This window comes from Sphingomonas sp. Marseille-Q8236, assembly GCF_965112005.1.
In genome coordinates this window covers 1860583-1882287 of sequence record NZ_CBCOPO010000001.1, presented here as the reverse complement: position 1 = coordinate 1882287, position 21705 = coordinate 1860583, and the positions used below count along the sequence as shown (strand labels likewise).

Here is a 21705-nt window from a genome sequence, read left to right as displayed (position 1 = left end):
ATACGCCTTAGGCCATCTTCGCCTTGACTTCGTCCGCCACGTTCTGCGGCACTTCGTCATAATGCGAGAACTGCATCGAGTACTGCGCACGACCCTGGGTGAACGAGCGGAGCGCGTTCACATAGCCGAACATGTTGGCCAGCGGGACCATCGCCTCGACCGTCTGCGCGTTGCCGCGCGTGTCGGTGCCCTGGATCTGGCCGCGACGGCTGTTCATGTCGCCGATGACGTCGCCCAGATAGTCTTCCGGGGTCACGACTTCGACCTTCATGACCGGCTCGAGCAGCGTGATGCCCGACTTCTGGGCCGCTTCGCGCATCGCGCCGCGGGCACAGATTTCGAACGCCAGCGCCGACGAGTCGACGTCGTGGTACGCGCCGTCATACAGCAGGACTTCGAAGTCGATGATCGGGAAGCCGACCAGCGAACCGGTTTCCGCGGTTTCACGGAAGCCCTTCTCGATCGCGGGGATATATTCCTTCGGAATGTTACCGCCCTTGATCTCGTCCTTGAAGACGAAGCCCGAACCACGCTCGCCCGGGGTCAGCTTGACCTTGACGCGGCCGAACTGGCCGGTGCCGCCCGACTGCTTCTTGTGCGTATAGTCGATATCGACCGGCTTCTTGAGGTATTCGCGATACGCCACCTGCGGCGCACCGACATTCGCCTCGACCTTGAACTCGCGCTTCATGCGGTCGACCAGGATCTCGAGATGGAGCTCGCCCATGCCCTTGATGATGGTCTGGCCCGACTCGGCGTCCGAGGTCACGCGGAACGAGGGGTCCTCACGCGCGAGACGATTGAGCGCGACGCCCATCTTCTCCTGGTCGGCCTTGGTCTTCGGCTCCACCGACAGCTCGATCACGGGCTCGGGGAATTCCATCCGCTCGAGGATGATCGGGGCGTTCTGCGCGCAGAGCGTGTCACCGGTCGTGGTATCCTTGAGGCCCGCCAGAGCGACGATGTCGCCGGCATAGGCTTCCTGGATGTCCTCACGGCTGTTCGCATGCATGAGCAGCATGCGGCCGATCTTTTCCTTCTTGTCCTTGACCGAGTTCAGGACCTGCGACGAGGTCTCGAGCTTGCCCGAATAGATGCGGGCGAAGGTCAGCGAACCGACGAACGGGTCGTTCATGATCTTGAACGCCAGCGCCGAGAAGGGCTCGGTGTCCGACGAAGGACGCTCGTCCGGCGTCTCGCCGTCGAGCTTCACGCCCTTGATGGCCGGAACGTCGAGCGGCGAAGGCAGATAGTCGATGACCGCGTCGAGCAGGGGCTGCACGCCCTTGTTCTTGAACGCCGAGCCGCAGACCACGGGGACGAACGCCATTTCCAGCGTGCCCTTGCGGATCAGCTTCTTCAGCTCTTCGACCGACGGCTCGTTGCCTTCCAGGTACGATTCCATCGCGGCATCGTCCTGCTCGACGGCCATTTCGATCAGGTCGCTGCGATACTTGGCGGCCTTTTCCTTCAGGTCATCGGGGATGTCCTGATATTCGAACTTCGCGCCCAGCGACTCTTCGAGCCAGATGATCGCGCGGTTCTCGACCAGGTCGACGAGACCCTTGAAGCCGCCCTCGATGCCGATCGGCAGATACAGGACCGCCGGACGCGCGCCGAGGCGCTCGATGATCGAGTTCACGCAGAAATAGAAGTCGGCGCCGGTGCGGTCGAGCTTGTTGACGAAGCACATGCGCGGCACGCCGTACTTGTCGGCCTGACGCCACACGGTTTCCGACTGCGGCTCAACACCCGCCACGCCGTCGAAGCAGGCGACCGCGCCGTCGAGCACGCGGAGCGAACGCTCCACTTCGATGGTGAAGTCGACGTGCCCGGGGGTGTCGATGATGTTGATGCGGTTGTCGTTCCAGAAACAGGTCGTCGCGGCCGACGTGATGGTGATGCCGCGCTCCTGCTCCTGCTCCATCCAGTCCATGGTGGCGGTGCCTTCGTGCACTTCGCCGATCTTGTAGGACTTGCCGGTGTAATAAAGAATGCGCTCGGTCGTGGTCGTCTTGCCGGCATCGATGTGCGCCATGATGCCGATGTTGCGATACTTCTCGAGCGGATGGCTGCGGGCCATGATCGATCTTCCTCAAGCGTAGGGGGGAGCCGGTTGGCCCGGCTCCCCCTTATATAGGCTGTTTGCGTGACCAGCGGAAGACCGCCGGCACCGCACCCTGAAAAGGTTGCGGCAGAGCGGAAATTATTCCGGTCCGCCGCAAGGCCCTTACCAGCGGTAGTGCGAGAAGGCGCGATTCGCTTCCGCCATGCGGTGCGTATCTTCGCGCTTCTTGACCGCGTTGCCACGGTTGTTCGCGGCATCCATCAGCTCACCCGACAGACGCGCCGCCATCGTGTTCTCCGAACGGGCGCGCGACGCGCCGATCAGCCAACGGATGGCCAGAGCCTGGGCACGCTCCGGACGGACTTCGACCGGAACCTGGTAGGTCGCACCACCGACGCGGCGCGAACGGACTTCGATGCCCGGCTTGATGTTGTTCAGCGCATCGTGGAACACGCCGATCGGATCGCGCTTGGCGCGCGTCTCGACGGTTTCCAGAGCACCGTAGACGATGGCTTCGGCCACGGACTTCTTACCGTCCAGCATGACCGAATTCATGAACTTCGACAGGACCACATCTCCGAACTTGGGGTCCGGCAGGATTTCCCGCTTTTCGGGACGACGACGACGAGCCATTCTCGTATTTCCTTACAAAACTTCAGCCTTTGATGGTCGAGGAGCCTGAAGACAGGCCCGACCGGCTTACTTCGGACGCTTGGCGCCGTACTTCGAGCGGGACTGCTTGCGATCCTTCACGCCCTGCGTGTCGAGAACGCCGCGCAGCACGTGGTAGCGCACGCCGGGAAGGTCGCGCACACGGCCGCCGCGGATGAGCACCACCGAGTGCTCCTGCAGGTTGTGGCCTTCGCCCGGGATGTACGAGATGACTTCGCGGCTGTTGGTCAGACGGACCTTGGCCACCTTGCGAAGTGCCGAGTTCGGCTTCTTCGGGGTCGTCGTGTAGACACGGGTGCAAACGCCGCGCTTCTGCGGGTTCTGCTCCATTGCAGGGACCTTGGACTTGGCCTTCTGCAGTTCGCGGCCCTTGCGGACCAGCTGGTTGATCGTCGGCATTGAAGCCTTCACCTTTCCATGAGGTTACTTTGCTGGAGCCATCACAGCACTTAGGAATACAAAAAGGGGCCATCGCAGCTGTCGCCCGGCCCATATTCGCATCCAGCAATGTTCAAGCTTGCCCGACGGACATGTCCCGATTCCCGAGAAATCCCCTTCGTGCAGCGGCGGCCTATACGCGTGAAGGCCTGTGCGGTCAACGTCACCTCGAAACACGGGAAACCGGGCGCCACGAACAAAGTTACGATTTTCGTCACACAGGCGCTTGCCCTGCCCGATCAGTCGGGCTAATGGCGGCCGCCTCGCAGGAGTGTAGCTCAGTTGGTAGAGCATCGGTCTCCAAAACCGAGGGCCCACGGTTCGAGTCCGTGCACTCCTGCCACTTTTCATGACATCGCTGGATCGACCCCACATCGTTCGCGGTGAGGGTGGTTTCGCCCATTCCTCCCCTGCAAAGCCCGGGGACCAGTGGAGCTGGTGGAGGGGCTTACCCCCTATCGGGAGCGCGACACGCCTTTGTCAGGCCCTCGCCTGCCCCCTGCCGTTGCAGGCGAGGAATAGCGGATCAGTTTACGGGGCGTACCCCCACACCCGGCGGCGTAGCCGGGTCGACTTCATCGATCTCGTCACCGCGATGGCCGCCGCCGGCCCCTGCCCCACTACCATGCACTTCGCCCGTTTCCGGGTCGATCGAGGGGCGGCGGCCATTATCGTTGGGCAGGCTCGTCTCGGCATTCCCCTCACCCTTGGCGGGTGGCGTGGTCGTCACGCGGCCCGACGGCTCCGCCCGACCCATCGCGGCCTCCTCGTCGCGGTGATAGTCCTGCCCCGAATAGCCGTTATCGCGGTCGAAAGGCTGGGGTGGCCGCTTGTCATTGTCGGACATGAATAATCTCCTCGGCCGTTCAACGGGATAGGAGAGCCCCCGTTCCCCCTCACGCAAAAGGGCGCCCGCCATGTCGACGGACGCCCCTTCACGATTGCGGGCAAATGCCCGAGCGATCAGCTGCGGAACAGCGAGTGCGGGTCGATCACGTCGTCGCCATGGCCATGCCCGATCGAATCGATGTCGCGGCTCTGCTGCTCGCGCTCGGCACGCAGCGAGGCGAGCAGCGCTTCGCGGTCGCCCTCCAGACGGGTGTCGGTCGGCTGCGCATCGGCGTTGCCCCCGGTCGACTTCGCCGCCTTGGCCACCGCCGAGTCGAGCTCGCGCTGCGTGGTCAGGCCCAGCGTCACCGGATCCTTCGGCGTGATGTTGGCGATGTTCCAGTGGCTGCGGTCGCGGATCGCGGCGATCGTCGTGCGCGTGGTGCCGATCAGGTTGGAGATGGCGCCATCCGAGATTTCCGGATGGTTGCGGATGATCCAGGCGATGCCGTCCGGCTTGTCCTGCCGCTTGCTGACCGGCGTGTAGCGCGGGCCCTTGGTACGGCGGACCTGCTCGGGGCCCTTGGTCATCTTCATGCGATAATCGGGATTGGCCTGCGCCTTCTCGATCTCGCTCTGGGTCAGTTCGTGCGCGCGGACAGGATCACGGCCGGTCAGCTTGGTGGCGGCCGTGTCGTCGGCGATCGCCTGCACTTCGAGGATGTGGAGGCCGCAGAAATCCGCGATCTGCTCGAACGAGAGCGACGTGTTGTCGACCAGCCAGGAAGCGGTCGCATGGGGCATGAGCGGCTGGGCCACGGGGATCACTCCAGTCGGAAAATAAAAGGGCCGCCCCTCACCGGAGCGGCCGTAGCTGCGACAAATCTAGAGAAAAGCGCCCCGAAGAGCAAGGTGCGCCGCCACAAACTGCCCGCGACGATCCGGCATGGCGAAGCCGCCGCGTACATCAGCCCCGGCGAGGCGGCTCAATCATCGTCGAATCGGCCAAAGGGAAGGAGCTGCGACGCGAGCCTGCGCGCGGTCTGCGCGTCCCCGGCCCGAAGCGGAACCAGCACCTGTGCCGCGCCGCGCTGAAGGATGCGATCGAGCGCGGTGGGCGCCTCGGCACGCATCGCCTGTTCGGCCAGCGCGCGACCGCGCGGATCGCGGGGGTCCAGCTCCAGCCGCAGCAGCGCGGCCAGTCCCGGAAACAAGGCGCGGTCGCCACCCAACGCCACGGCGCGCTCCAGCGCGGACATCCCGATCGATCGCTGCGCTCCCAAAGCGGCGCGGCCGACAATGGCGCCCAGCTTCTTCACCGCGCCGATATGCCACGCCCCCAGCGCCGCCTGCGCTTCCGCGTCGCGCGGGTTCTGGGTGATCAGCGCCTCGAACTGGCGTCGCGCGGCCACCGCGTCGCCGCGGTTGCCGGTCAGCTTCGCCCGATAGCCGAGCGCGGTGGCACGCATCAGCAACGCCTCCCGGTCATCGGGCTCACGGCGAAGCGCATTGCCCGCCGCAGCATAGGCGTTGCCCACCCGGCGAAGGGCGCTGGCCTCATCCGCATCGCCGAACGAGGCCTGAGTCAGGATGTCGCGCGCGGACTGCGCTTGGGCAGGAGCCAATGGCACGGCCCCCACCGTGACGATGGTGAGGACGAACCCGGCCCGACCCCATTGCTGCGCCATCATCATCCCCCCGAATCTCTCTTATCGATACCGGGAAACAGCCGGACCGGATATAGTATCCGTCGCAATCTTTGCAGCGGCGATCAAGCCGTCATCGCCGCGTCAGCGGTTCAGGGTCAGGATGATCTTGCCCAGATGATCGCCCGCCTCCATCCGGCGATGCGCCTCGGCGGCTTCAGCCAGCGGGAAGCTGCGATCGATCAGGGGGCGAAGACGCCCTTCCTCGACATGCGGCCAGACGATGCGCGCGATCTCGTCGGCCACCATCGCCTTGAACTCGCGATCCCGTCCGCGCAGCGTCGACCCGGTCAGCGTCAGTCGGCGGCGCATGACCTCCCAGATCGGAATCTCGGCCTTGGCCCCGCGCTGGACCGCGATCGAGACGTGCCGCCCATCCTCGGCCAAGCATTTCAGGTTGCGGGGCAGATAATCGCCGCCGACCATGTCCAGCACGATGTCGACGCCGCGCCCGTCGGTGAAGTCCTTCACCGCTTCGACGAAATCGACCGATTTATAGTTGATCGCCCTGGCCGCGCCGAGCTTTTGCGCGGCGGCGCATTTGTCATCGGACCCGGCGGTGACGATGACCGTCAACCCGAACAGCTTGCCCAGCGCGATCGCCATCGTACCGATGCCGCTGGTGCCGCCATGCACCAACAGCGTCTCGCCATCGCGGGCATAGGCGCGTTCGAAGACATTGGTCCACACGGTGAACAAAGTTTCGGGCAGCGCGGCCGCCTGCTCCATCGACAGGCCGTGCGGCACGGACAGGCAATGGTCGGCGACCGCGACCGCATATTCGGCATAGCCGCCGCCGCCGATCAGTGCACAGACCGGCTGGCCCAGCATCTCGAACCCGACGCCCGGCCCGACCGCGACGATGTCGCCCGCGATCTCAAGTCCCGGGATGGACGGCGCGCCGGGCGGAGGCGGGTAAAGCCCCTGGCGCTGCATCACATCGGGCCGATTGACCCCGGCGGCGGCGACGCGGATCAGCACCTCCCCCTCGCCAGGGGTCGGGGTAGGCCGCTGCGTCGGGACCAACACCTCGGGTCCGCCCGCCGCCTCTGGGTCGATGGCGGTCATCATTTCGGGAATGTCGACGATTCCCATCACATCGCTATCCGCGCGCACCGATCACCGCCCCCTATTGGCCCATATTGGGAACCCGTTATTGACATCGGCGGCCACCGGGTCAACGCTGCATCCCGAGATGGAACAGGATGATTCCCCCTTCCGCACCCCGGACAGCCTGACGGCGCTGGTCCAGGCCGACCTCGATCCGCTCTCGCTCGCCGAGCTGGAAGCACGGATCGCGGTGCTGGAAGCGGAAATCGACCGGACCCGACGCCATATGGAGCGCGCCTCGCTCCACCGCGCCAGCGCCGACGCGTTGTTCAAGCGGTGATGACACGGGGATCGGCCGGGCGACCCTACGCCTTTCGCCGATCTTCGGGCTCGTCGCCATCCGCACGATGCGCTTTGTTGAAGCGCCGTTCGTTACCCCCGCTTGATGCCGGGGCCATCCATCCCGACATTGTTCGAAACGGAACGCATGTCCCATGCGCTCCGCCAGGAGTATCGTAGATGCCATCTTTCGCCCCCGCGCTCGAGACCACGCTTCACAAGGCGCTGGAAGCCGCGACCGTGCGGCGCCATGAATATGCCACGCTGGAGCACCTGCTGCTCGCGCTGATCGACGACGAACATGCCTCCAAGGTGATGGAGGCATGCCATGTCGACCTGGGCGAGCTGAAGGCCACGGTCGCCCAGTATCTGGACGCCGAACTCGACGCCCTGAAGGTCGACGCGGCGACCGACCCCTCCCCCACCAGCGGGTTCCAGCGCGTCGTCCAGCGCGCGATCCTGCATGTCCAGTCGTCGGGCCGCGACGAGGTGACCGGCGCGAACGTGCTGGTCGCCCTGTTTTCCGAACGCGAATCCTACGCCGTCTATTTCCTGCAACAGCAGGATATGAGCCGCCTGGATGCCGTCAGCTTCATCAGCCACGGCGTCGGCAAGGGTGGCGCGACCAGCGAAGCCACCCCGCCCAAGGGCGCCGAGGAGGAAAAGCCCGCCAAGCCCGCCGAAAAGGGCAAGGGCGAGAGCGCGCTCAAGCAGTTCACCGTCGACCTCAATGAAAAGGCCAAGGCGGGCAAGGTCGATCCGCTGATCGGGCGCGGGCCCGAGGTGGACCGCACCGTCCAGATCCTGTGCCGCCGGTCGAAGAACAATCCGCTCTATGTGGGCGATCCCGGCGTCGGCAAGACCGCCATCGCCGAGGGCCTGGCTCGCAAGATCATCGAGGGCAACGTCCCCGAAGTGCTGCTGAACGCCGTCATCTACTCGCTCGATATGGGCGCGCTACTGGCGGGCACCCGCTATCGCGGTGATTTCGAGGAGCGGCTGAAGGCGGTCGTCAACGAGCTGGAGAAGCTGCCCCACGCAGTCCTCTTCATCGACGAGATCCACACCGTCATCGGCGCCGGCGCGACCAGCGGCGGGGCGATGGATGCGTCGAACCTGCTCAAGCCCGCTCTGTCGGGCGGCACGATCCGCTGCATCGGCTCGACCACCTACAAGGAGTTCCGCAACCACTTCGAAAAGGACCGCGCGCTGCTGCGCCGGTTCCAGAAGATCGACGTGAACGAGCCGACGATCGAAGACACGATCAAGATCCTCGCCGGTCTCCGTTCGGCGTTCGAGGATCACCATCAGGTCAAGTATACGCCCGATGCGATCAAGTCGGCGGTCGAGCTGTCGGCGCGCTACATCAACGACCGCAAGCTGCCCGACAAGGCGATCGACGTGATCGACGAAGTGGGCGCGATGCAGATGCTGGTGCCGGTCAGCAAGCGCAAGAAGACGATCACGCCCAAGGAGATTGAGGCTGTGATCGCCACCATGGCGCGCATCCCGCCGAAGAGCGTGTCGACCGACGACCGCCAGCAGCTCGAGACGCTGGAGACCGATCTGAAGCGCGTGGTGTTCGGCCAGAATGCCGCGATCGAGAATCTGTCCTCGGCGATCAAGCTCAGCCGGGCGGGTCTGCGCGATCCCGACAAGCCGATCGGCAACTATCTGTTCACCGGCCCCACCGGGGTCGGCAAGACCGAGGTTGCGCGCCAGCTGGCGACGATCCTGGGCATTCCGCTCCAGCGGTTCGACATGTCCGAATATATGGAGCGTCACTCGGTCAGCCGTCTGATCGGTGCCCCTCCGGGCTATGTCGGATACGACCAGGGCGGCCTGCTGACCGATGCGGTCGACCAGAATCCGCATTCGGTGTTGCTGCTCGACGAGATCGAGAAGGCGCATCCCGATCTGTTCAACATCCTGTTGCAGGTGATGGACAATGGGAAGCTGACCGATCACCACGGCAAGACGGTCGATTTCCGCAACACGATCATCATCATGACGACCAATGCGGGCGCCGCCGACATGGCGCGCGAGACGGTCGGGTTCGGCAATCTCACCCGCGAGGGCGAGGATGAGCAGGCCGTGCAGAAGATGTTCACGCCGGAATTCCGCAACCGCCTCGATGCGATCGTGCCCTTCGGCTATCTGCCGCCGGAAGTCGTGGCGCGGGTGGTCGACAAGTTCATCCTCCAGCTCGAACTCCAGCTGGCCGATCGTCACGTCCATATCAGCCTGGACGAGGCGGCGAAGAGCTGGCTCACCGAAAAGGGCTATGACCGCCTGTACGGTGCGCGTCCGATGGGCCGCCTGATCCAGGAGAAGATCAAGCAGCCGCTCGCCGAGGAATTGTTGTTCGGCAAGCTGGTCCATGGCGGCGAGGTGACGGTGAAGATGAAGGACGGCGCATTGTCCTTCGCAATCGAACCCGCCGCGCCCAAAAAGCCGCGCAAGAAGGGTGGCAAGCCCGCATCGGTCGACGCCGAATAAGCGCAACAACATCCAGATCGGACAAAGGCCGGGTAGCAATACCCGGCCTTTTCTATGTCGCATCGAAGCGCGATGCGATAAAGGATCGCCCGAAATCTAGGCCTCAACCCTGGCCTTAACCGATTTTTCGTCGTTTTGCAGACACATCATTGGTTATGAACGGAACGGTTCCGATCAGGAAACTTGCATTGGCGATCGCACTGCTGATGGTCTTCTGGCCATTTGCGGTTGCGCGTGCCGATGTCGGGCTGCCGATCCGGACCTGCATCCTGCCGATCGCATCCGGCCAGACGCCGTCGGCCCTGTTCGCCGCGCCGCAGCGTTTCGACTGCACGCGCGATCCGTCATCCTACGGTGCGGGCGACTTCTGGGTCATGTCGCAGCCCCTGCCCATCGTTCCGGGCGATCCTCGCGATCAGCTGAGCGTCAGCTTCGCGAGCGCCTGGCAGGATGCGACCACGCTCTACTTCCTTTATGCCGATGGCAGCATTCGACGCGTCTCCTACACCAGCGCCACCACCTCGCCCTATCTGCGACTGGGTGCGATGATCGCGGTACCGATCCCCCGCGAGGAGTCGCGCCCGGTACGCGTCCTGTGGGAGGTGCATGGCGCGGCCAATATGCGTGGCGTGGTGCGCGGTGCGAAGATCGAACATTATAGCCAGGCCCGAGCCGCCGAGGCGTCGCTGGGACTGGTCTATGGCATCATCATGGGGCTGGTCGTCGGCCTGGGCGTCTATAATCTGGCGCTTTGGCCCGCGCTGCGCCAGCCGCTGCAACCCATTTACTGCCTGCTGCTGTTCTTCATCACCGGCTATACGCTGTCCTCATCGGGGCTGATCGGCCAATGGCTGCCCGGGCTCGACAACAACGAACGTCATCGGTTGAACGCGATCATGCTGGGCGGCGTCGCGCTGACCCTGGTCGTGTTCGCGCGCCACTTTTTCGAGCGCAAGGTGTTCGAGAAGTGGCTGGATCAATGGGCCATCGTCACCTTCGTCCTGGTTGCCCTGCCCAATATCGCCTTCGCCTTGCTTGCCCCCTATTGGATCCGCACGCTCGACATGGCGGTGGTCATGGGCTTCCTGATCCTGCTGGTCTTCCTGGTCGCCGTGCTGGTGAACGCCTGGCGCCATCGCAGCAACTTCCTATGGGCCTTCGCCATCGCCTGGGGCACACCGATCGTCCTGGCGATGTTCCGCGTCCTCCATGCGCTTCACCTGATCGAATGGCGGCCATGGATCGACCAATCGACGGTCCTGTCGATGGGAGCGGAGGCCTTGATCGCCAGTCTCGGCGTCGCCTATCGCATCTATCTGCTCAGTCGCGAACGCGATCTGGCGCGCGAGGACGAGCGCGTCGCGCGACGGCTGGCCGATACCGATCCGCTGACCGGCCTGTTCAATCGCCGCGCCTTTCTCGACCAGGCGATCGGTCGCAGCGGCCCGCAGACGCTGATCCTGGCCGATATCGATCACTTCAAGCGGATCAACGATCTGCTGGGCCATGACGGCGGCGACGATGTGCTGCGCATCTTTGCCAAGGCGTTGGCTGGTGCGTTGGGTCCCGACATGCTGGTGGCGCGAATCGGGGGTGAGGAGTTCGCGCTGCTGGCCGATGCCGCCCGCGCGCCCGATGCCGACACGCTGCTCGCGCGCCTGCGGGCCGCCACCTATCCCACGGGGGCGAAGGTCACCGCCAGCCTGGGCCTGTGCACCGGCCCGATGCGCAATGAGGAGGATTGGCGCCTGGTCTATCGCGAGGCCGACCAGGCGCTGTTCGCCGCCAAGAATGGCGGGCGCGACCGTGCCTGCTGGGGCGTCACGGTGCCGGGCGGCCAGGGCCCGGCCGCCGATGGCGCCTACCCCGCCCCCCTCTTGCCCGCCGCCCGCACCCGGCGTAAGTATCGGCGAGGGGAGAAGGGCGTGTGCGCGAACGGCGGATTCTGATGGCCATGACGGCGCTGGCGCTGCTGGCACTGGCCTATCGTCACCCGACCGCGGATATTCGCCTGATCACCCATGACCTGACCGACCGATCGCCGCGCCGCGTACAGGCCGCGATCGATCTGGGCGTCTTCGGCGTCTCGTTTCTCTACACCTGGACGGTCCGCCGCCTCCGATAAGCATCTATTTGGCTTGCAACGATTGCGCGAGCATCCTTGCGCCCGTGCGACACGTGCCGCATAGCGACGTCATGGATACGCCCATCGAAGAACTGACGTTCGAGGACGCCCTCAAGGAATTGGAGAGGATCGTCGGCCGACTGGAAAGCGGCGAAGCGACGCTCGACGAATCGATCCGCCTCTATGAGCGCGGCGACCGTCTGCGCCAGCGTTGCGCCGAGCGGCTCGACGCTGCACAGGCCCGGATCGAGGCGATTCGCCTGGATGCCGAGGGCAAGGCCGCCGGCACCCGCCCGTTCCAGGCAGGCTGATCGCGTGACGCTGAACGCCGCAACGTTGTCCGACGCGCTGATCGAAGTCGCCGAGGATATCGACCAGCGCTTCGCCACGCTGCTCGCCGATCCGGGCGATCCGCGCTCCTCGCTCTACGCCGCGATGCGCCATGCCGCGATCGGCGGGGGCAAGCGGCTTCGTCCCCTGCTCGTCTTCGCCACTGCGCATCTGTTCGACGTGGACCGCGATTGCGCGGGCTGGGTCGCGACCGCGCTGGAGGCGATCCATGTCTATTCGCTGATCCATGACGATCTGCCCGCGATGGACGACGACGACATGCGTCGCGGCAAGCCGACCGTCCACAAGGCGTTCGACGAGGCGACGGCGATCCTGGCGGGCGACTGCCTCCACGCGCTGGCCTTCGAGATTCTGGCCGATCCGGCGACCCATGCCGATCCCTTCGTCCGGTCCGAGTTGATCCTCGACCTCGCACGCGCCTCCGGCCCCAGCGGCATGGCGGGCGGGCAGCAGATGGATCTGGAGGCCGAGCGCCAGACCTTCGACCTCGCCACCGTCACCCGGCTTCAGCAGATGAAGACCGGCGCGCTGATCTGCGCGGCGGTGGAAGCGGGCGCGATACTAGGCCGCGTACCCCCCGAGGGCCGCACCCATTTGCGCGGCTATGCCCATGATCTGGGCCTCGCCTTTCAGATTGCTGACGATCTGCTCGATGCCGAGGGCGACGAGGCGGTGGCGGGCAAGAAGCTGCGCAAGGACGAGGATGCCGGCAAGGCGACCTTCCTCAGCCTCCTGGGCGTCGAGCGCGCGCGCGAGCAGTGCCGGATGCTGGTCGCCCAGGCGATCGAGCATTTGCGGGATTACGGCTCTGAGGCCGACTTGCTACGCGCCATCGCCGCCTATGTCGTGGAGCGCGACCGGTGACCCGGATCGGCGTCTATCCGGGGACCTTCGATCCCGTCACGTTGGGCCATATGGACATCATCCGGCGCGGTGCGAAGCTGGTCGACCGGCTGGTGATCGGAGTGACGACCAACCCGTCCAAGTCTCCCATGTTCACCCTCGACGAGCGCATGGAGATGGTCCGCCGCGAAGTCGCCGAGGTGGCGGGCGAGATTCACGTCGTCGCCTTCGATTCGCTGCTGATGGACTTCGCCGAGCGCGAAGGGGCGAAGGTGATCGTCCGGGGCCTGCGCGCCGTCGCCGACTTCGAATATGAGTACCAGATGGCGGGCATGAACCAGCAGATCAATCCGCGGGTCGAAACCGTCTTCCTGATGGCCGATGTCGCGCTGCAACCCATCGCCAGCCGCCTGGTCAAGGAAATCGCCATCTATGGCGGCAACATCGCCAAATTCGTGACCCCCGCCGTCCGCGAGGACGTGGTCCGGCGCGTCGAACTGGTCGGACGCAAGGGATCCTGACCCGCAAAGCGAAGGAATTCGGCGCGAAGGTTCAGATTGGCGCAAGGGGCGATTTGCTCTACAGCCACCCCATTCCTTTCCTTGTCGTAGAGATGTGATGCGCGTTCTCGCCGCTCTTGCCATGATGATGGCCAGCCTGATCGCCGTTCCGGCACAGGCCCAATCCCAGTCCCAGCCCAAATTCACCACCCCCGCCAAGGCGGCACAGGTGCTGGAGGTCAACGTCGCCGGCCGTCCGACGCCGCCGCCGGTGACCGACAAGGAGAATCTGTGGTTGCTCGACCTGTCCACGGGTGGCCGGGTCACCATCTGGCTGCGCCCGGATGTCGCGCCCAAGATGGTCGAGCGGATCAAGACGCTGACCCGTCGCCATTTCTATGATGGCCTGACCTTCCACCGCGTGATCGACGGCTTCATGGCGCAGGGCGGCGATCCCAAGGGCGATGGCACCGGCGGTTCGGACCTGCCCAACATCACGGCCGAGTTCAACTATCTGCCGCATGTGCGCGGATCGGTGGCGGCGGCGCGGGCGGACGACCCCAACAGCGCCAACAGCCAGTTCTACATCGTCTTCCAGCCGCGCTTCGCGCTCGACAAGAAGTACACGGTGTTCGGCCGGGTGATCGACGGCATGCAATATGTCGACGGGATCGAACGCGGTGAGCCGCCTGCGAACCCGAGCAAGATCGTCCACGCCTATATCGCCGCCGACAATCCCCCCGCCTATGTCCCGATGGCCCCCGCCGCCGCCCCCAATCTGGGCGCGCCGGTGACGCTGCCGGGCGCCGCCCCTGCGAAGCCCGCGGCGGCGGCGGTTCGCCGTCCCGCGACCAAGGCGGCTCCGGCCAAGAAGGCGGCAACGGCGACCAAGTGAACGTAGATTATTTCGACTTCGCGCTGCCGCCCGAGCGGATCGCGCTCTATCCGGCATCCCCGCGCGATTCGGCGCGGATGCTGGTCCTGGACGGCGACGTCACCCGTGACGAGCGGGTAAGCGACCTGCCCGCCTGCCTACGCGCGGGCGATCTGCTGGTGTTCAACGACACCCGCGTCATCCCCGCGCAGTTGCAGGGGACACGCGGTGACGCGAAGATCGGCGCGACGCTGCACAAGCGCGAGGGCACGCGTCGCTGGCGTGCCTTCATCCGCAACGCCAAGCGATTGCACGAGGGCGATGCGATCGACTTCGGCGTAGGCGTTACCGCCATCGCGCGCGACCGGGCCGAGGATGGCAGCTTCGCGCTGGACTTTGCCGGGGACGAGCCGGTCGAGCTGCTGCTGGAGCGGGCGGGCACCATGCCCCTGCCCCCCTATATCGCGCAGAAGCGCGGCGTCACGGAGAAGGACGCCGAAGACTATCAGACGATGTTCGCCAACGAGCCCGGCGCGGTCGCCGCGCCCACGGCGGCGCTGCACTTCACCCCCGGCCTGCTGGACTCGCTGGCGGCGGCGGGTATCGAGCATGCGACACTGACACTGCATGTCGGCGCGGGCACTTTCCTGCCGGTCAAGGCGGACGATACCGTCGATCACAAGATGCACGCCGAATGGGGCCGCATCGACGCGACGACCGCCGACCGGCTCAACGCCGTCCGGCGGCGGGGCGGCCGGGTGATCGCGGTGGGCACCACCTCGCTGCGCCTGATCGAAAGCGCGGCGGGCGAGGACGGCGTGATCCGCTCGTTCGAAGGGGATACCGCAATCTTCATCACCCCAGGCTATCGCTTTCGCGGGATCGACGGGTTGATGACCAATTTCCACCTGCCGCGCTCGACCCTGTTCATGCTGGTCTCCGCGCTGATGGGGCTGGACCGGATGCAGGCGGCCTATGCCCATGCGATCGCCCAGGGGTATCGCTTCTACAGCTATGGCGACGCCTCGCTGTTGCTGCCCGAGCGCACGGCATGATGGTGCTGGCGCTGCTGCTTCAGGCGGCGACGCCGGGGGCGAACGAGACGGTCACCGTCACCGCACGCCCCACCCCCTTCGCCCAGACGCCTGCGACCATGGTCGTGGAGCCGGTAGCGATGATGATCGCTGCGTTCGATTCCGATGCCGACGGGCGGACCACGCGTGAGGAGATGGAGGCCGGGGTCAAGCGATCCTATGACCTGATCGACACCGGGCATCAGGGATCGATCGGCTATCTCCAGTTCGCCGATTGGGCGGAGCGCTGGCTGGGCGACCGCAATGCGCTGCCCAGCCCGTTCGACGTCGACAAGAACAATGACAACCGCATCACCCTGCCCGAATTGCAGGCGCATTTCTCGCGCCTCTTCTCCCGCTTCGATCGCGACCATGACGGCGCGATCAGCCGGGCCGAGGCGCTGACCATCCGCACCATTCCCGCCGACGCCAATGGCCCGACCGGCCCGCTCGCGCCCCGAGACAGAAGAAAATGACCGCCCGCTTCTCCTTCGCCATCCACGCCACCGACGGCCGCGCCCGCACCGGCACCATCACCATGAAGCGCGGCGAGATCCGCACCCCCGCCTTCATGCCCGTCGGCACCGCCGCCACCGTCAAGGCGATGAAGCCGGGCGATGTGCGCGCGAGCGGTGCCGACATCATCCTGGGCAACACCTATCACTTGATGCTGCGCCCTGGCGCCGAGCGGGTCGACCGGCTGGGTGGCCTGCACGGCTTCATGGGCTGGGACCGGCCGATCCTGACCGATTCGGGCGGCTATCAGGTGATGAGCCTCGCCGAGCTTACCAAGCGGTCCGAGGACGGTGTGGCGTTCAAGAGCCATCTCGACGGCACCCGCCATCTGCTCAGCCCCGAACGCTCGATCGAGATTCAGCGGCTGCTCGGCAGCAATATCGTCATGGCCTTCGACGAACTGGTTCCGACCACCTCGACTCGCGAGGTGCAGGCCAGCGCGATGGAACGCTCGATGCGTTGGGCGAAGCGCAGCCGCGACGCCTTCGACGCGGGCGGCCAGCATGCCGAGGACAATGCGATCTTCGGTATCCAGCAGGGTGCGCTGGACGAAGGATTCCGCAAATCGTCGGCGGATGCGCTGGTCGATATCGGGTTCGACGGTTACGCGATCGGCGGCCTGGCGGTCGGCGAAGGACAGGAGGCGATGTTCGGCTGCCTTGATTTCGCGCCCGGCCAGCTTCCCGCCAGCAAGCCGCGCTACCTGATGGGCGTGGGCAAGCCGACCGACATTGTGGGGGCCGTCGAGCGCGGAGTCGATATGTTCGACTGCGTGCTGCCGACACGTTCCGGGCGGACTGGGCAGGCCTTTACCCGCTCGGGCCCGATCAATATCCGCAACGCACGCTTCGCCGAGGATCAGGGGCCGCTCGACCCCGCCTGTGGCTGCCCGGTCTGTGCGACCTGGAGCCGTGCCTATCTCCATCATCTGGTCCGCGCCGGGGAAATCCTGGGCGCGATGCTGATGACCGAGCATAATATCTGGTTCTACCAGCAAATGATGGCCGACCTGCGCGCCGCCATCGGTGAAGGCCGCCTTACAGCCTTTGCGGACGACTTCCGGGCGCGCTACGCTGCCAAGAAATAAGCTGGTCGAGTAGGAGAGTAACCATGACCGATCGTACCGAAGATGCGCCCAACGAAATCCTCGCCGCCGCCAAGGAGGCCAAGGAGCATGCCGTCGCCGCCGCCGAGGCCACTGCGGAGTCGGTGAAGGAACAGACGCGTAACTGGCCGCTGGGCAAGATCGGGCTGGGCGTCGGAATCGGCTCGACCGCGATCGCCGCGGCGGTGCTGTACGGCACCCGTAACAAGTCCAAGTAACCCGCACTCCATAACGAGGGTCTTCATGCGCCTTATCCGTGCCGCGCTCCTGCTCGGCGTCGCCGCCCTTCCCTCGCTGGCGGGGGCACAGACCGCCGCTGCTCAAGGTGAACAGGGGGGGCGCACGGAAAGCGTGAAGCCCATCGATTTCACGACGCGTACCCTGCCCAATGGGCTGCGCGTCTATGCCATTCGCGATACGACGACGCCCAACGTCTCGGTCCAGGTCTGGTATGACGTCGGGTCGAAGGATGACCCCAAGGGCCGCTCGGGCTTTGCGCATATGTTCGAGCATCTGATGTTCAAGGCGACGCGCAACCTGGTCCCCGAACAGATGGATCGCCTGACCGAGGATGTCGGCGGCTATAACAATGCCTCCACCGCCGACGATTACACCAATTATTTCGAGGTGGTGCCCGCCAACCATCTGCAACGCCTGCTCTTCGCCGAGGCGGACCGTATGGCCGCGCTGGTGGTCGAGCCAAAGAGCTTCGCCAGCGAACGCGACGTGGTGAAGGAGGAACTGCGCCAGCGCACGCTCGCCCAGCCTTATGGCAAGCTGTTCTCCATCTATTACCCCAAGCTCGCCTATAGCGTGCACCCCTATGCGCGGCCGGGCATCGGCAGCCTGGAGGAACTGGAATCGGCGGGCATCGAGGATGTCCGCGCCTTCCACGCCACCTATTACCGGCCCGACAATGCGGTGTTGGTGGTGTCGGGCAATTTCGATCCGGCGCAGTTGAACCGCTGGGTCGACCAATATTTCGCGGGCATCCAGCGTCCCGCCAATCCGATCCCGCGCGTGACGGTGCAGGAACCGGAGCGGACCCAGGCCGTATCCCGCACGGTCTATGAGACCAACACGCCGCTGCCCGCCATACTGATCAGCTATCACATCCCGCCCGAGCGGAGCGCCGACACGCCCGCGCTGATGGTGCTGAACGCGATCCTGTCGGCAGGCGAAAGCTCGCGGCTGTACGAGGATCTGGTCTATCGCGACCAGTTGGCGCAATCGGCCTCGACCTTCCTCGACACCAAGCAATCGACCGGCAACCTCGTCGCCTATGCGATGATGGCCAGCGGCAAGCCGGTGGCCGAGGGCGAGGCCGCGCTGAAGAAGGAAATCGCCCGGCTGCGTGATACGCCCGTCTCCGCCGCCGAACTGGCCGAGGCGAAGAACGAACTGCTCACCTCCGCGCTGAAGCAGCGCGAGACCGCCGAGGGTAAGGCCAGCCTGATCGCCAACAGCGTCATCATCGACGGCGATCCCGGCGCCGCCGATCGCCAGATCGCCGCAGTGCAGAAGGTCACCGCCGCCGACATCCAACGCGTCGCCCGCGCCTATCTGAACGACCGGCAGAGCGCGACCATCCGCTATCTGCCCGATAGCGATCGCCCAGCGAATGTCCGTGAAATGCCGATCGAGATCGCCCCCAGCGTGCAGGTCGCCGCGCTGACCCCGCCCGCCAATATCCCGGTTGTTACACCCGCCCCCGAGGGCGAGCGCATCCTGCCCCCCGCCCCCGGCCAGGCGATCGCTCCCACCCTGCCCCAGCCCGTCACCGTCACCCTGCCCAACGGCCTGCGCGTCGTGACGGTCGAGCGGCACGACCTGCCCCTAGTCACCGCCTCGCTGGTCGCGCTCGGCGGGGCCGCGACCGATCCGGCGGGCAAGGCGGGCGCGAGCAGCCTGTCCGCCGAATTGATGACCAAGGGAACGCAGTCCCGTTCCGCCACGGAGATCGCCCGCGCGGTCGAAAGCCTGGGCGGCTCGATCGCCAGCAGCGCGACCGATGACGGCGCGAGCATCGACCTGACCGTCCCCTCGGCCCAGGCGGATACGGCGATGACGATCCTGGCCGATGTCGCCACCCATCCCGCCTTTGCCCAAAAGGAAATTGACCGGGCGCGAACCCAGTCGATCGACAGCCTGAACGTCGCGATGAAGAATCCGGCGCAACTCTCGGTGATGGTCGCGGACCGGGCGGTCTATGGCGCCCGGGCCTATGGCCAACCGCTGTCGGGGACGCCGAATTCGCTCAAGGCGCTGACCCGCGCCGACCTGACCGCCGCCTATGCGCGAAGCTGGAAGCCGGGACAGGCGACCCTGTTGCTGGTCGGGGACGTCACGCCCGCCCAGGCCCGCACGCTGGCCGAACGCCATCTGGGCGGTTGGCGCGTCGCGGGGGCCGCCACCGCCGCGACCAGACCCGCCGAACCCGCCTTCCCCGCCCCGCGTGTCATCGTCGTCGACATGCCCGATGCCGGACAGGCGGGCGTGGTCGTCGCGCGTTCGGGCATTCGCCGCGCCGACGACCGCTATTACCCATTGGCCGTCGCCAATACGGTGCTGGGCGGCGGCTTCTCGTCGCGGCTCAATCAGGAGATCCGTATCAAACGCGGCCTGGCTTATGGCGCGGGCAGTTCGGTGGCGACCGGTCGCGACATCGGCCTGATCTCCGCCCGGACCCAGACCAAAAATCCATCCGCGGCCGAAGTGGTCGGCCTGATCGATGCCGAGATGCGCAGGCTGGGCAGCGCCCCCGTCTCGCAGGATGAATTGTCGACGCGGCAGGCGGTGCTGGTCGGCGGCTTCGGCCGGACGATCGAGACCACCGACGGCATTGCCGACATCCTTGCCAGCTACACCCTTCAGGGTGTGCCGCTGGAGGAACTGAGCCGGTACATACCGCGCGTGCAGGCGGTCGACTCGACGGCGGTCCGGTCGGTCTCTGCGGCGCTGCTCGATCCCCAGGCGGCGAGCATCGTCGTGGTGGGCGACGCCAAGCAGTTCCTGCCCGCATTGCGTCAAGGCCATCCGCAGGTCGAGGTGATCCCGGCGGAATCGATCGACCTCGATTCCCCCAAGCTGCGCTGACGCCAATCCCTCCCCAGGCTCGGCTTGGGGAGGAGCACCGCCCGAAACTCGGTGGTGGGCCGGGCCCGGCACGACGCAAAATTCTTAACCCTCTCGGGTATAGCCACAAACCGGATATGCTATAGCGGGAGGAGTCCCCATTTTGCGGGTGGCGAGGCAGACGGTAAGACGGATGGTACAGGTCTGGCTGGCGCTGGTCGGCCTGATGCTGACGTTCGGCCTGATGCTAGCGGCGCAGGGAGCCCGGCGACACTCGGAGCAACAGGCGGCGGCCCCGTCTTTGCCTCCACCAGCCACCCCGCCCACAGTGACCGGTGGATTGCCCGCCCTTGATGGCAGCACGGGGACGGTTGCCCTGCCCGCACTACCTATCCCGCCGGGCGCGAGTCCCGCGGATCAGTTCATGGTCGCCGCCCGCCCCTTTCGCTGGGGATCGGCCACCGCGATCGATCGCGCCCGCGCGATGCAGTGCCTGACCGCCGCCATTTATTACGAAGCCAGCGGCGAGAGCATCGACGGCCAGCGCGCCGTGGCGCAGGTGGTCCTGAACCGGGCGCGCCATCCGGCCTTTCCCGGCACGGTGTGCGGCGTCGTCTATCAGGGGATGGAGCGGGCGCATTGCCAGTTCAGCTTCGTCTGCGATGGCGCGCTGGCCCGCAGGCCCTCGGTGGACGGTTGGGCGCGGGCGGCCCGGATCGCCGCCTCGGCCTTGTCGGGCAACGTGTTCGCCGCGATCGGGCTTGCCACCCATTACCATACATTCGCGGTCGCCCCGTCCTGGAACCGGGCGATGGTGATGACCGACATGGTCGGCGCGCATCTGTTCCATCGGTGGAAGGGGTATTGGGGCACCGCCGCGGCGATGAACCGGGCCTATAGCGGCGGGGAAGTCCTACCAATCCCGCCCGCCACCGACAGCAAGGCGGCGACGGCGAGTGGCGCGCCTTCACCCGATCCCAAGGCACTGGCCGTTCCCCCAACGCTCGCGATAAACGCCAGCGTCGCCGCTCCGCCCGCCCCGCACGGCAGGACAAGCGCGCCCTCGCCAGATGCGACCAGTGGTACGGTCATCAGTGACCGGCTGGCCCGGTCCGGCGAGATACTCGACAAGTGGAAGGATAGCGGCCGCCCGATCGAGCGGCCGGACGGACCGCGCCCTAGCTTGGCGGGCGCGCCCCCCGTCACCGATCAACGGCGGTGATGACGGTCGAAGCGGTCATGCTTTTCGAAGCGGACCTGACGGCTGAGCACCGCATAGCGGCGGTCGAGATCGCTGCGCTCCGATGCGCTCAGCCCGCCGCCCGAACGGCGATAGCGATATTCGAGCTGGCTGAGATCGCGCAATTGCGAACGCAGGCGAACCGCCTCACGCCGGTCCAGCGCGCCCGAGCGAATGCCCTGATCGATCCGCGTCTGGAGCCGGCCCTGGCGCTGGGCGATCGGGGTCCAACGCTGCGCATCGGCGACCGACGGAACGGCGATGGTGGCGAACCCCAAGCCTGCGAGAATCATGGCCTTCATGACGTTACTCCCATTACAAAGCGGGCGATTACTGGCCCGAACGCAAAAATGGGGGGCGGTGATCGCAGAGCTGTCCCAATCACTTAACGAAAGTGTCACCA

General features: G+C 65.9%; 22 protein-coding genes and 1 tRNA gene. 15 read left to right on the top strand and 8 right to left on the bottom strand.

The annotated features are described in order from the left end of the window. Positions 1–7 precede the first annotated feature (7 nt). The 3 genes from fusA to rpsL form a co-directional block, all read right to left on the bottom strand. Positions 8–2083, bottom strand: a complete 2076-nt coding sequence (gene fusA / locus ACWPWT_RS08915; protein WP_042491194.1) for an elongation factor G — start codon at positions 2081–2083, stop codon at positions 8–10. Between the two features lie 147 nt (positions 2084–2230). Beyond that, positions 2231–2701 carry a 30S ribosomal protein S7 gene (gene rpsG, locus ACWPWT_RS08910; RefSeq protein WP_007406077.1) on the bottom strand — a complete coding sequence of 157 codons (471 nt, stop codon included), beginning with the start codon at positions 2699–2701 and terminating at the stop codon, positions 2231–2233. Positions 2702–2767: 66 nt separating this feature from the next. Continuing rightward, positions 2768–3139, bottom strand: a complete 372-nt coding sequence (rpsL, locus tag ACWPWT_RS08905) for a 30S ribosomal protein S12 (protein ID WP_007406072.1) — start codon at positions 3137–3139, stop codon at positions 2768–2770. Positions 3140–3445: 306 nt separating this feature from the next. Between rpsL and ACWPWT_RS08900 the strand changes: the two genes are divergently transcribed. Beyond that, positions 3446–3521, top strand: a tRNA-Trp gene (locus ACWPWT_RS08900). 183 nt (positions 3522–3704) lie between these two features. On the opposite strand, the gene ACWPWT_RS08895 is transcribed toward ACWPWT_RS08900, so the two are convergent. From ACWPWT_RS08895 to ACWPWT_RS08880, 4 genes are all read right to left on the bottom strand, one after another. Next, positions 3705–4025: a hypothetical protein gene (locus tag ACWPWT_RS08895; RefSeq protein WP_454279375.1), complete on the bottom strand. Its 321-nt coding sequence runs from the start codon at positions 4023–4025 to the stop codon at positions 3705–3707. 116 nt (positions 4026–4141) lie between these two features. Further along, a complete protein-coding gene (locus ACWPWT_RS08890) occupies positions 4142–4825 on the bottom strand; it encodes a DUF1013 domain-containing protein (protein ID WP_261269271.1) in 684 nt (227 codons plus the stop codon). Positions 4826–4992: 167 nt separating this feature from the next. Next, positions 4993–5700 carry a hypothetical protein gene (locus ACWPWT_RS08885; RefSeq protein WP_454279374.1) on the bottom strand — a complete coding sequence of 236 codons (708 nt, stop codon included), beginning with the start codon at positions 5698–5700 and terminating at the stop codon, positions 4993–4995. 96 nt (positions 5701–5796) lie between these two features. After that, positions 5797–6780, bottom strand: a complete 984-nt coding sequence (locus ACWPWT_RS08880) for an NAD(P)H-quinone oxidoreductase (RefSeq protein WP_454279908.1) — start codon at positions 6778–6780, stop codon at positions 5797–5799. Between the two features lie 127 nt (positions 6781–6907). Between ACWPWT_RS08880 and ACWPWT_RS08875 the strand changes: the two genes are divergently transcribed. The 14 genes from ACWPWT_RS08875 to ACWPWT_RS08810 all read left to right on the top strand — a co-directional run bounded on the left by ACWPWT_RS08875 (position 6908) and on the right by ACWPWT_RS08810 (position 21284). Next, the gene (locus tag ACWPWT_RS08875) at positions 6908–7102 is read left to right on the top strand and encodes a DUF1192 domain-containing protein (protein WP_261269365.1); all 195 of its coding nucleotides are present in this window, start codon (positions 6908–6910) and stop codon (positions 7100–7102) included. Between the two features lie 179 nt (positions 7103–7281). Beyond that, positions 7282–9600 (top strand): ATP-dependent Clp protease ATP-binding subunit ClpA, encoded by a 2319-nt coding sequence (gene clpA / locus ACWPWT_RS08870; RefSeq protein WP_261269273.1) that lies wholly within the window; start codon positions 7282–7284, stop codon positions 9598–9600. Between the two features lie 188 nt (positions 9601–9788). After that, positions 9789–11549 carry a sensor domain-containing diguanylate cyclase gene (locus ACWPWT_RS08865; RefSeq protein ID WP_454279373.1) on the top strand — a complete coding sequence of 587 codons (1761 nt, stop codon included), beginning with the start codon at positions 9789–9791 and terminating at the stop codon, positions 11547–11549. Continuing rightward, complete coding sequence (locus ACWPWT_RS08860) at positions 11549–11725, top strand: hypothetical protein (RefSeq protein ID WP_261269275.1); 177 nt, start codon at positions 11549–11551, stop codon at positions 11723–11725. Before ACWPWT_RS08865 ends, ACWPWT_RS08860 begins: the two co-directional genes overlap by 1 nt. A gap of 71 nt (positions 11726–11796) precedes the next feature. Continuing rightward, a complete protein-coding gene (locus ACWPWT_RS08855) occupies positions 11797–12036 on the top strand; it encodes an exodeoxyribonuclease VII small subunit (RefSeq protein WP_007406073.1) in 240 nt (79 codons plus the stop codon). A 4-nt stretch (positions 12037–12040) separates the two neighbouring features. Continuing rightward, positions 12041–12940, top strand: a complete 900-nt coding sequence (locus tag ACWPWT_RS08850) for a polyprenyl synthetase family protein (protein WP_454279372.1) — start codon at positions 12041–12043, stop codon at positions 12938–12940. Then, complete coding sequence (coaD, locus tag ACWPWT_RS08845) at positions 12937–13440, top strand: pantetheine-phosphate adenylyltransferase (RefSeq protein WP_261269277.1); 504 nt, start codon at positions 12937–12939, stop codon at positions 13438–13440. Before ACWPWT_RS08850 ends, coaD begins: the two co-directional genes overlap by 4 nt. A gap of 97 nt (positions 13441–13537) precedes the next feature. Beyond that, a complete protein-coding gene (locus tag ACWPWT_RS08840; RefSeq protein ID WP_454279371.1) occupies positions 13538–14314 on the top strand; it encodes a peptidylprolyl isomerase in 777 nt (258 codons plus the stop codon). Continuing rightward, positions 14311–15348 carry a tRNA preQ1(34) S-adenosylmethionine ribosyltransferase-isomerase QueA gene (gene queA, locus ACWPWT_RS08835; RefSeq protein ID WP_454279370.1) on the top strand — a complete coding sequence of 346 codons (1038 nt, stop codon included), beginning with the start codon at positions 14311–14313 and terminating at the stop codon, positions 15346–15348. Before ACWPWT_RS08840 ends, queA begins: the two co-directional genes overlap by 4 nt. After that, positions 15345–15842: an EF-hand domain-containing protein gene (locus ACWPWT_RS08830; RefSeq protein WP_454279369.1), complete on the top strand. Its 498-nt coding sequence runs from the start codon at positions 15345–15347 to the stop codon at positions 15840–15842. Before queA ends, ACWPWT_RS08830 begins: the two co-directional genes overlap by 4 nt. Next, the gene (gene tgt, locus ACWPWT_RS08825; RefSeq protein WP_454279368.1) at positions 15839–16969 is read left to right on the top strand and encodes a tRNA guanosine(34) transglycosylase Tgt; all 1131 of its coding nucleotides are present in this window, start codon (positions 15839–15841) and stop codon (positions 16967–16969) included. The genes ACWPWT_RS08830 and tgt overlap by 4 nt, the downstream gene beginning before the upstream one ends. 23 nt (positions 16970–16992) lie before the next feature. After that, the gene (locus tag ACWPWT_RS08820) at positions 16993–17205 is read left to right on the top strand and encodes a hypothetical protein (protein ID WP_454279367.1); all 213 of its coding nucleotides are present in this window, start codon (positions 16993–16995) and stop codon (positions 17203–17205) included. 25 nt (positions 17206–17230) lie between these two features. Further along, positions 17231–20083 carry a M16 family metallopeptidase gene (locus tag ACWPWT_RS08815; protein ID WP_454279366.1) on the top strand — a complete coding sequence of 951 codons (2853 nt, stop codon included), beginning with the start codon at positions 17231–17233 and terminating at the stop codon, positions 20081–20083. Positions 20084–20255: 172 nt separating this feature from the next. Beyond that, a complete protein-coding gene (locus tag ACWPWT_RS08810) occupies positions 20256–21284 on the top strand; it encodes a cell wall hydrolase (RefSeq protein ID WP_454279365.1) in 1029 nt (342 codons plus the stop codon). Here ACWPWT_RS08810 and ACWPWT_RS08805 read toward each other — a convergent pair. Then, positions 21272–21604, bottom strand: a complete 333-nt coding sequence (locus tag ACWPWT_RS08805) for a hypothetical protein (RefSeq protein ID WP_454279364.1) — start codon at positions 21602–21604, stop codon at positions 21272–21274. The two genes, ACWPWT_RS08810 and ACWPWT_RS08805, sit on opposite strands and share 13 nt — an antisense overlap. Positions 21605–21705 lie beyond the last annotated feature (101 nt).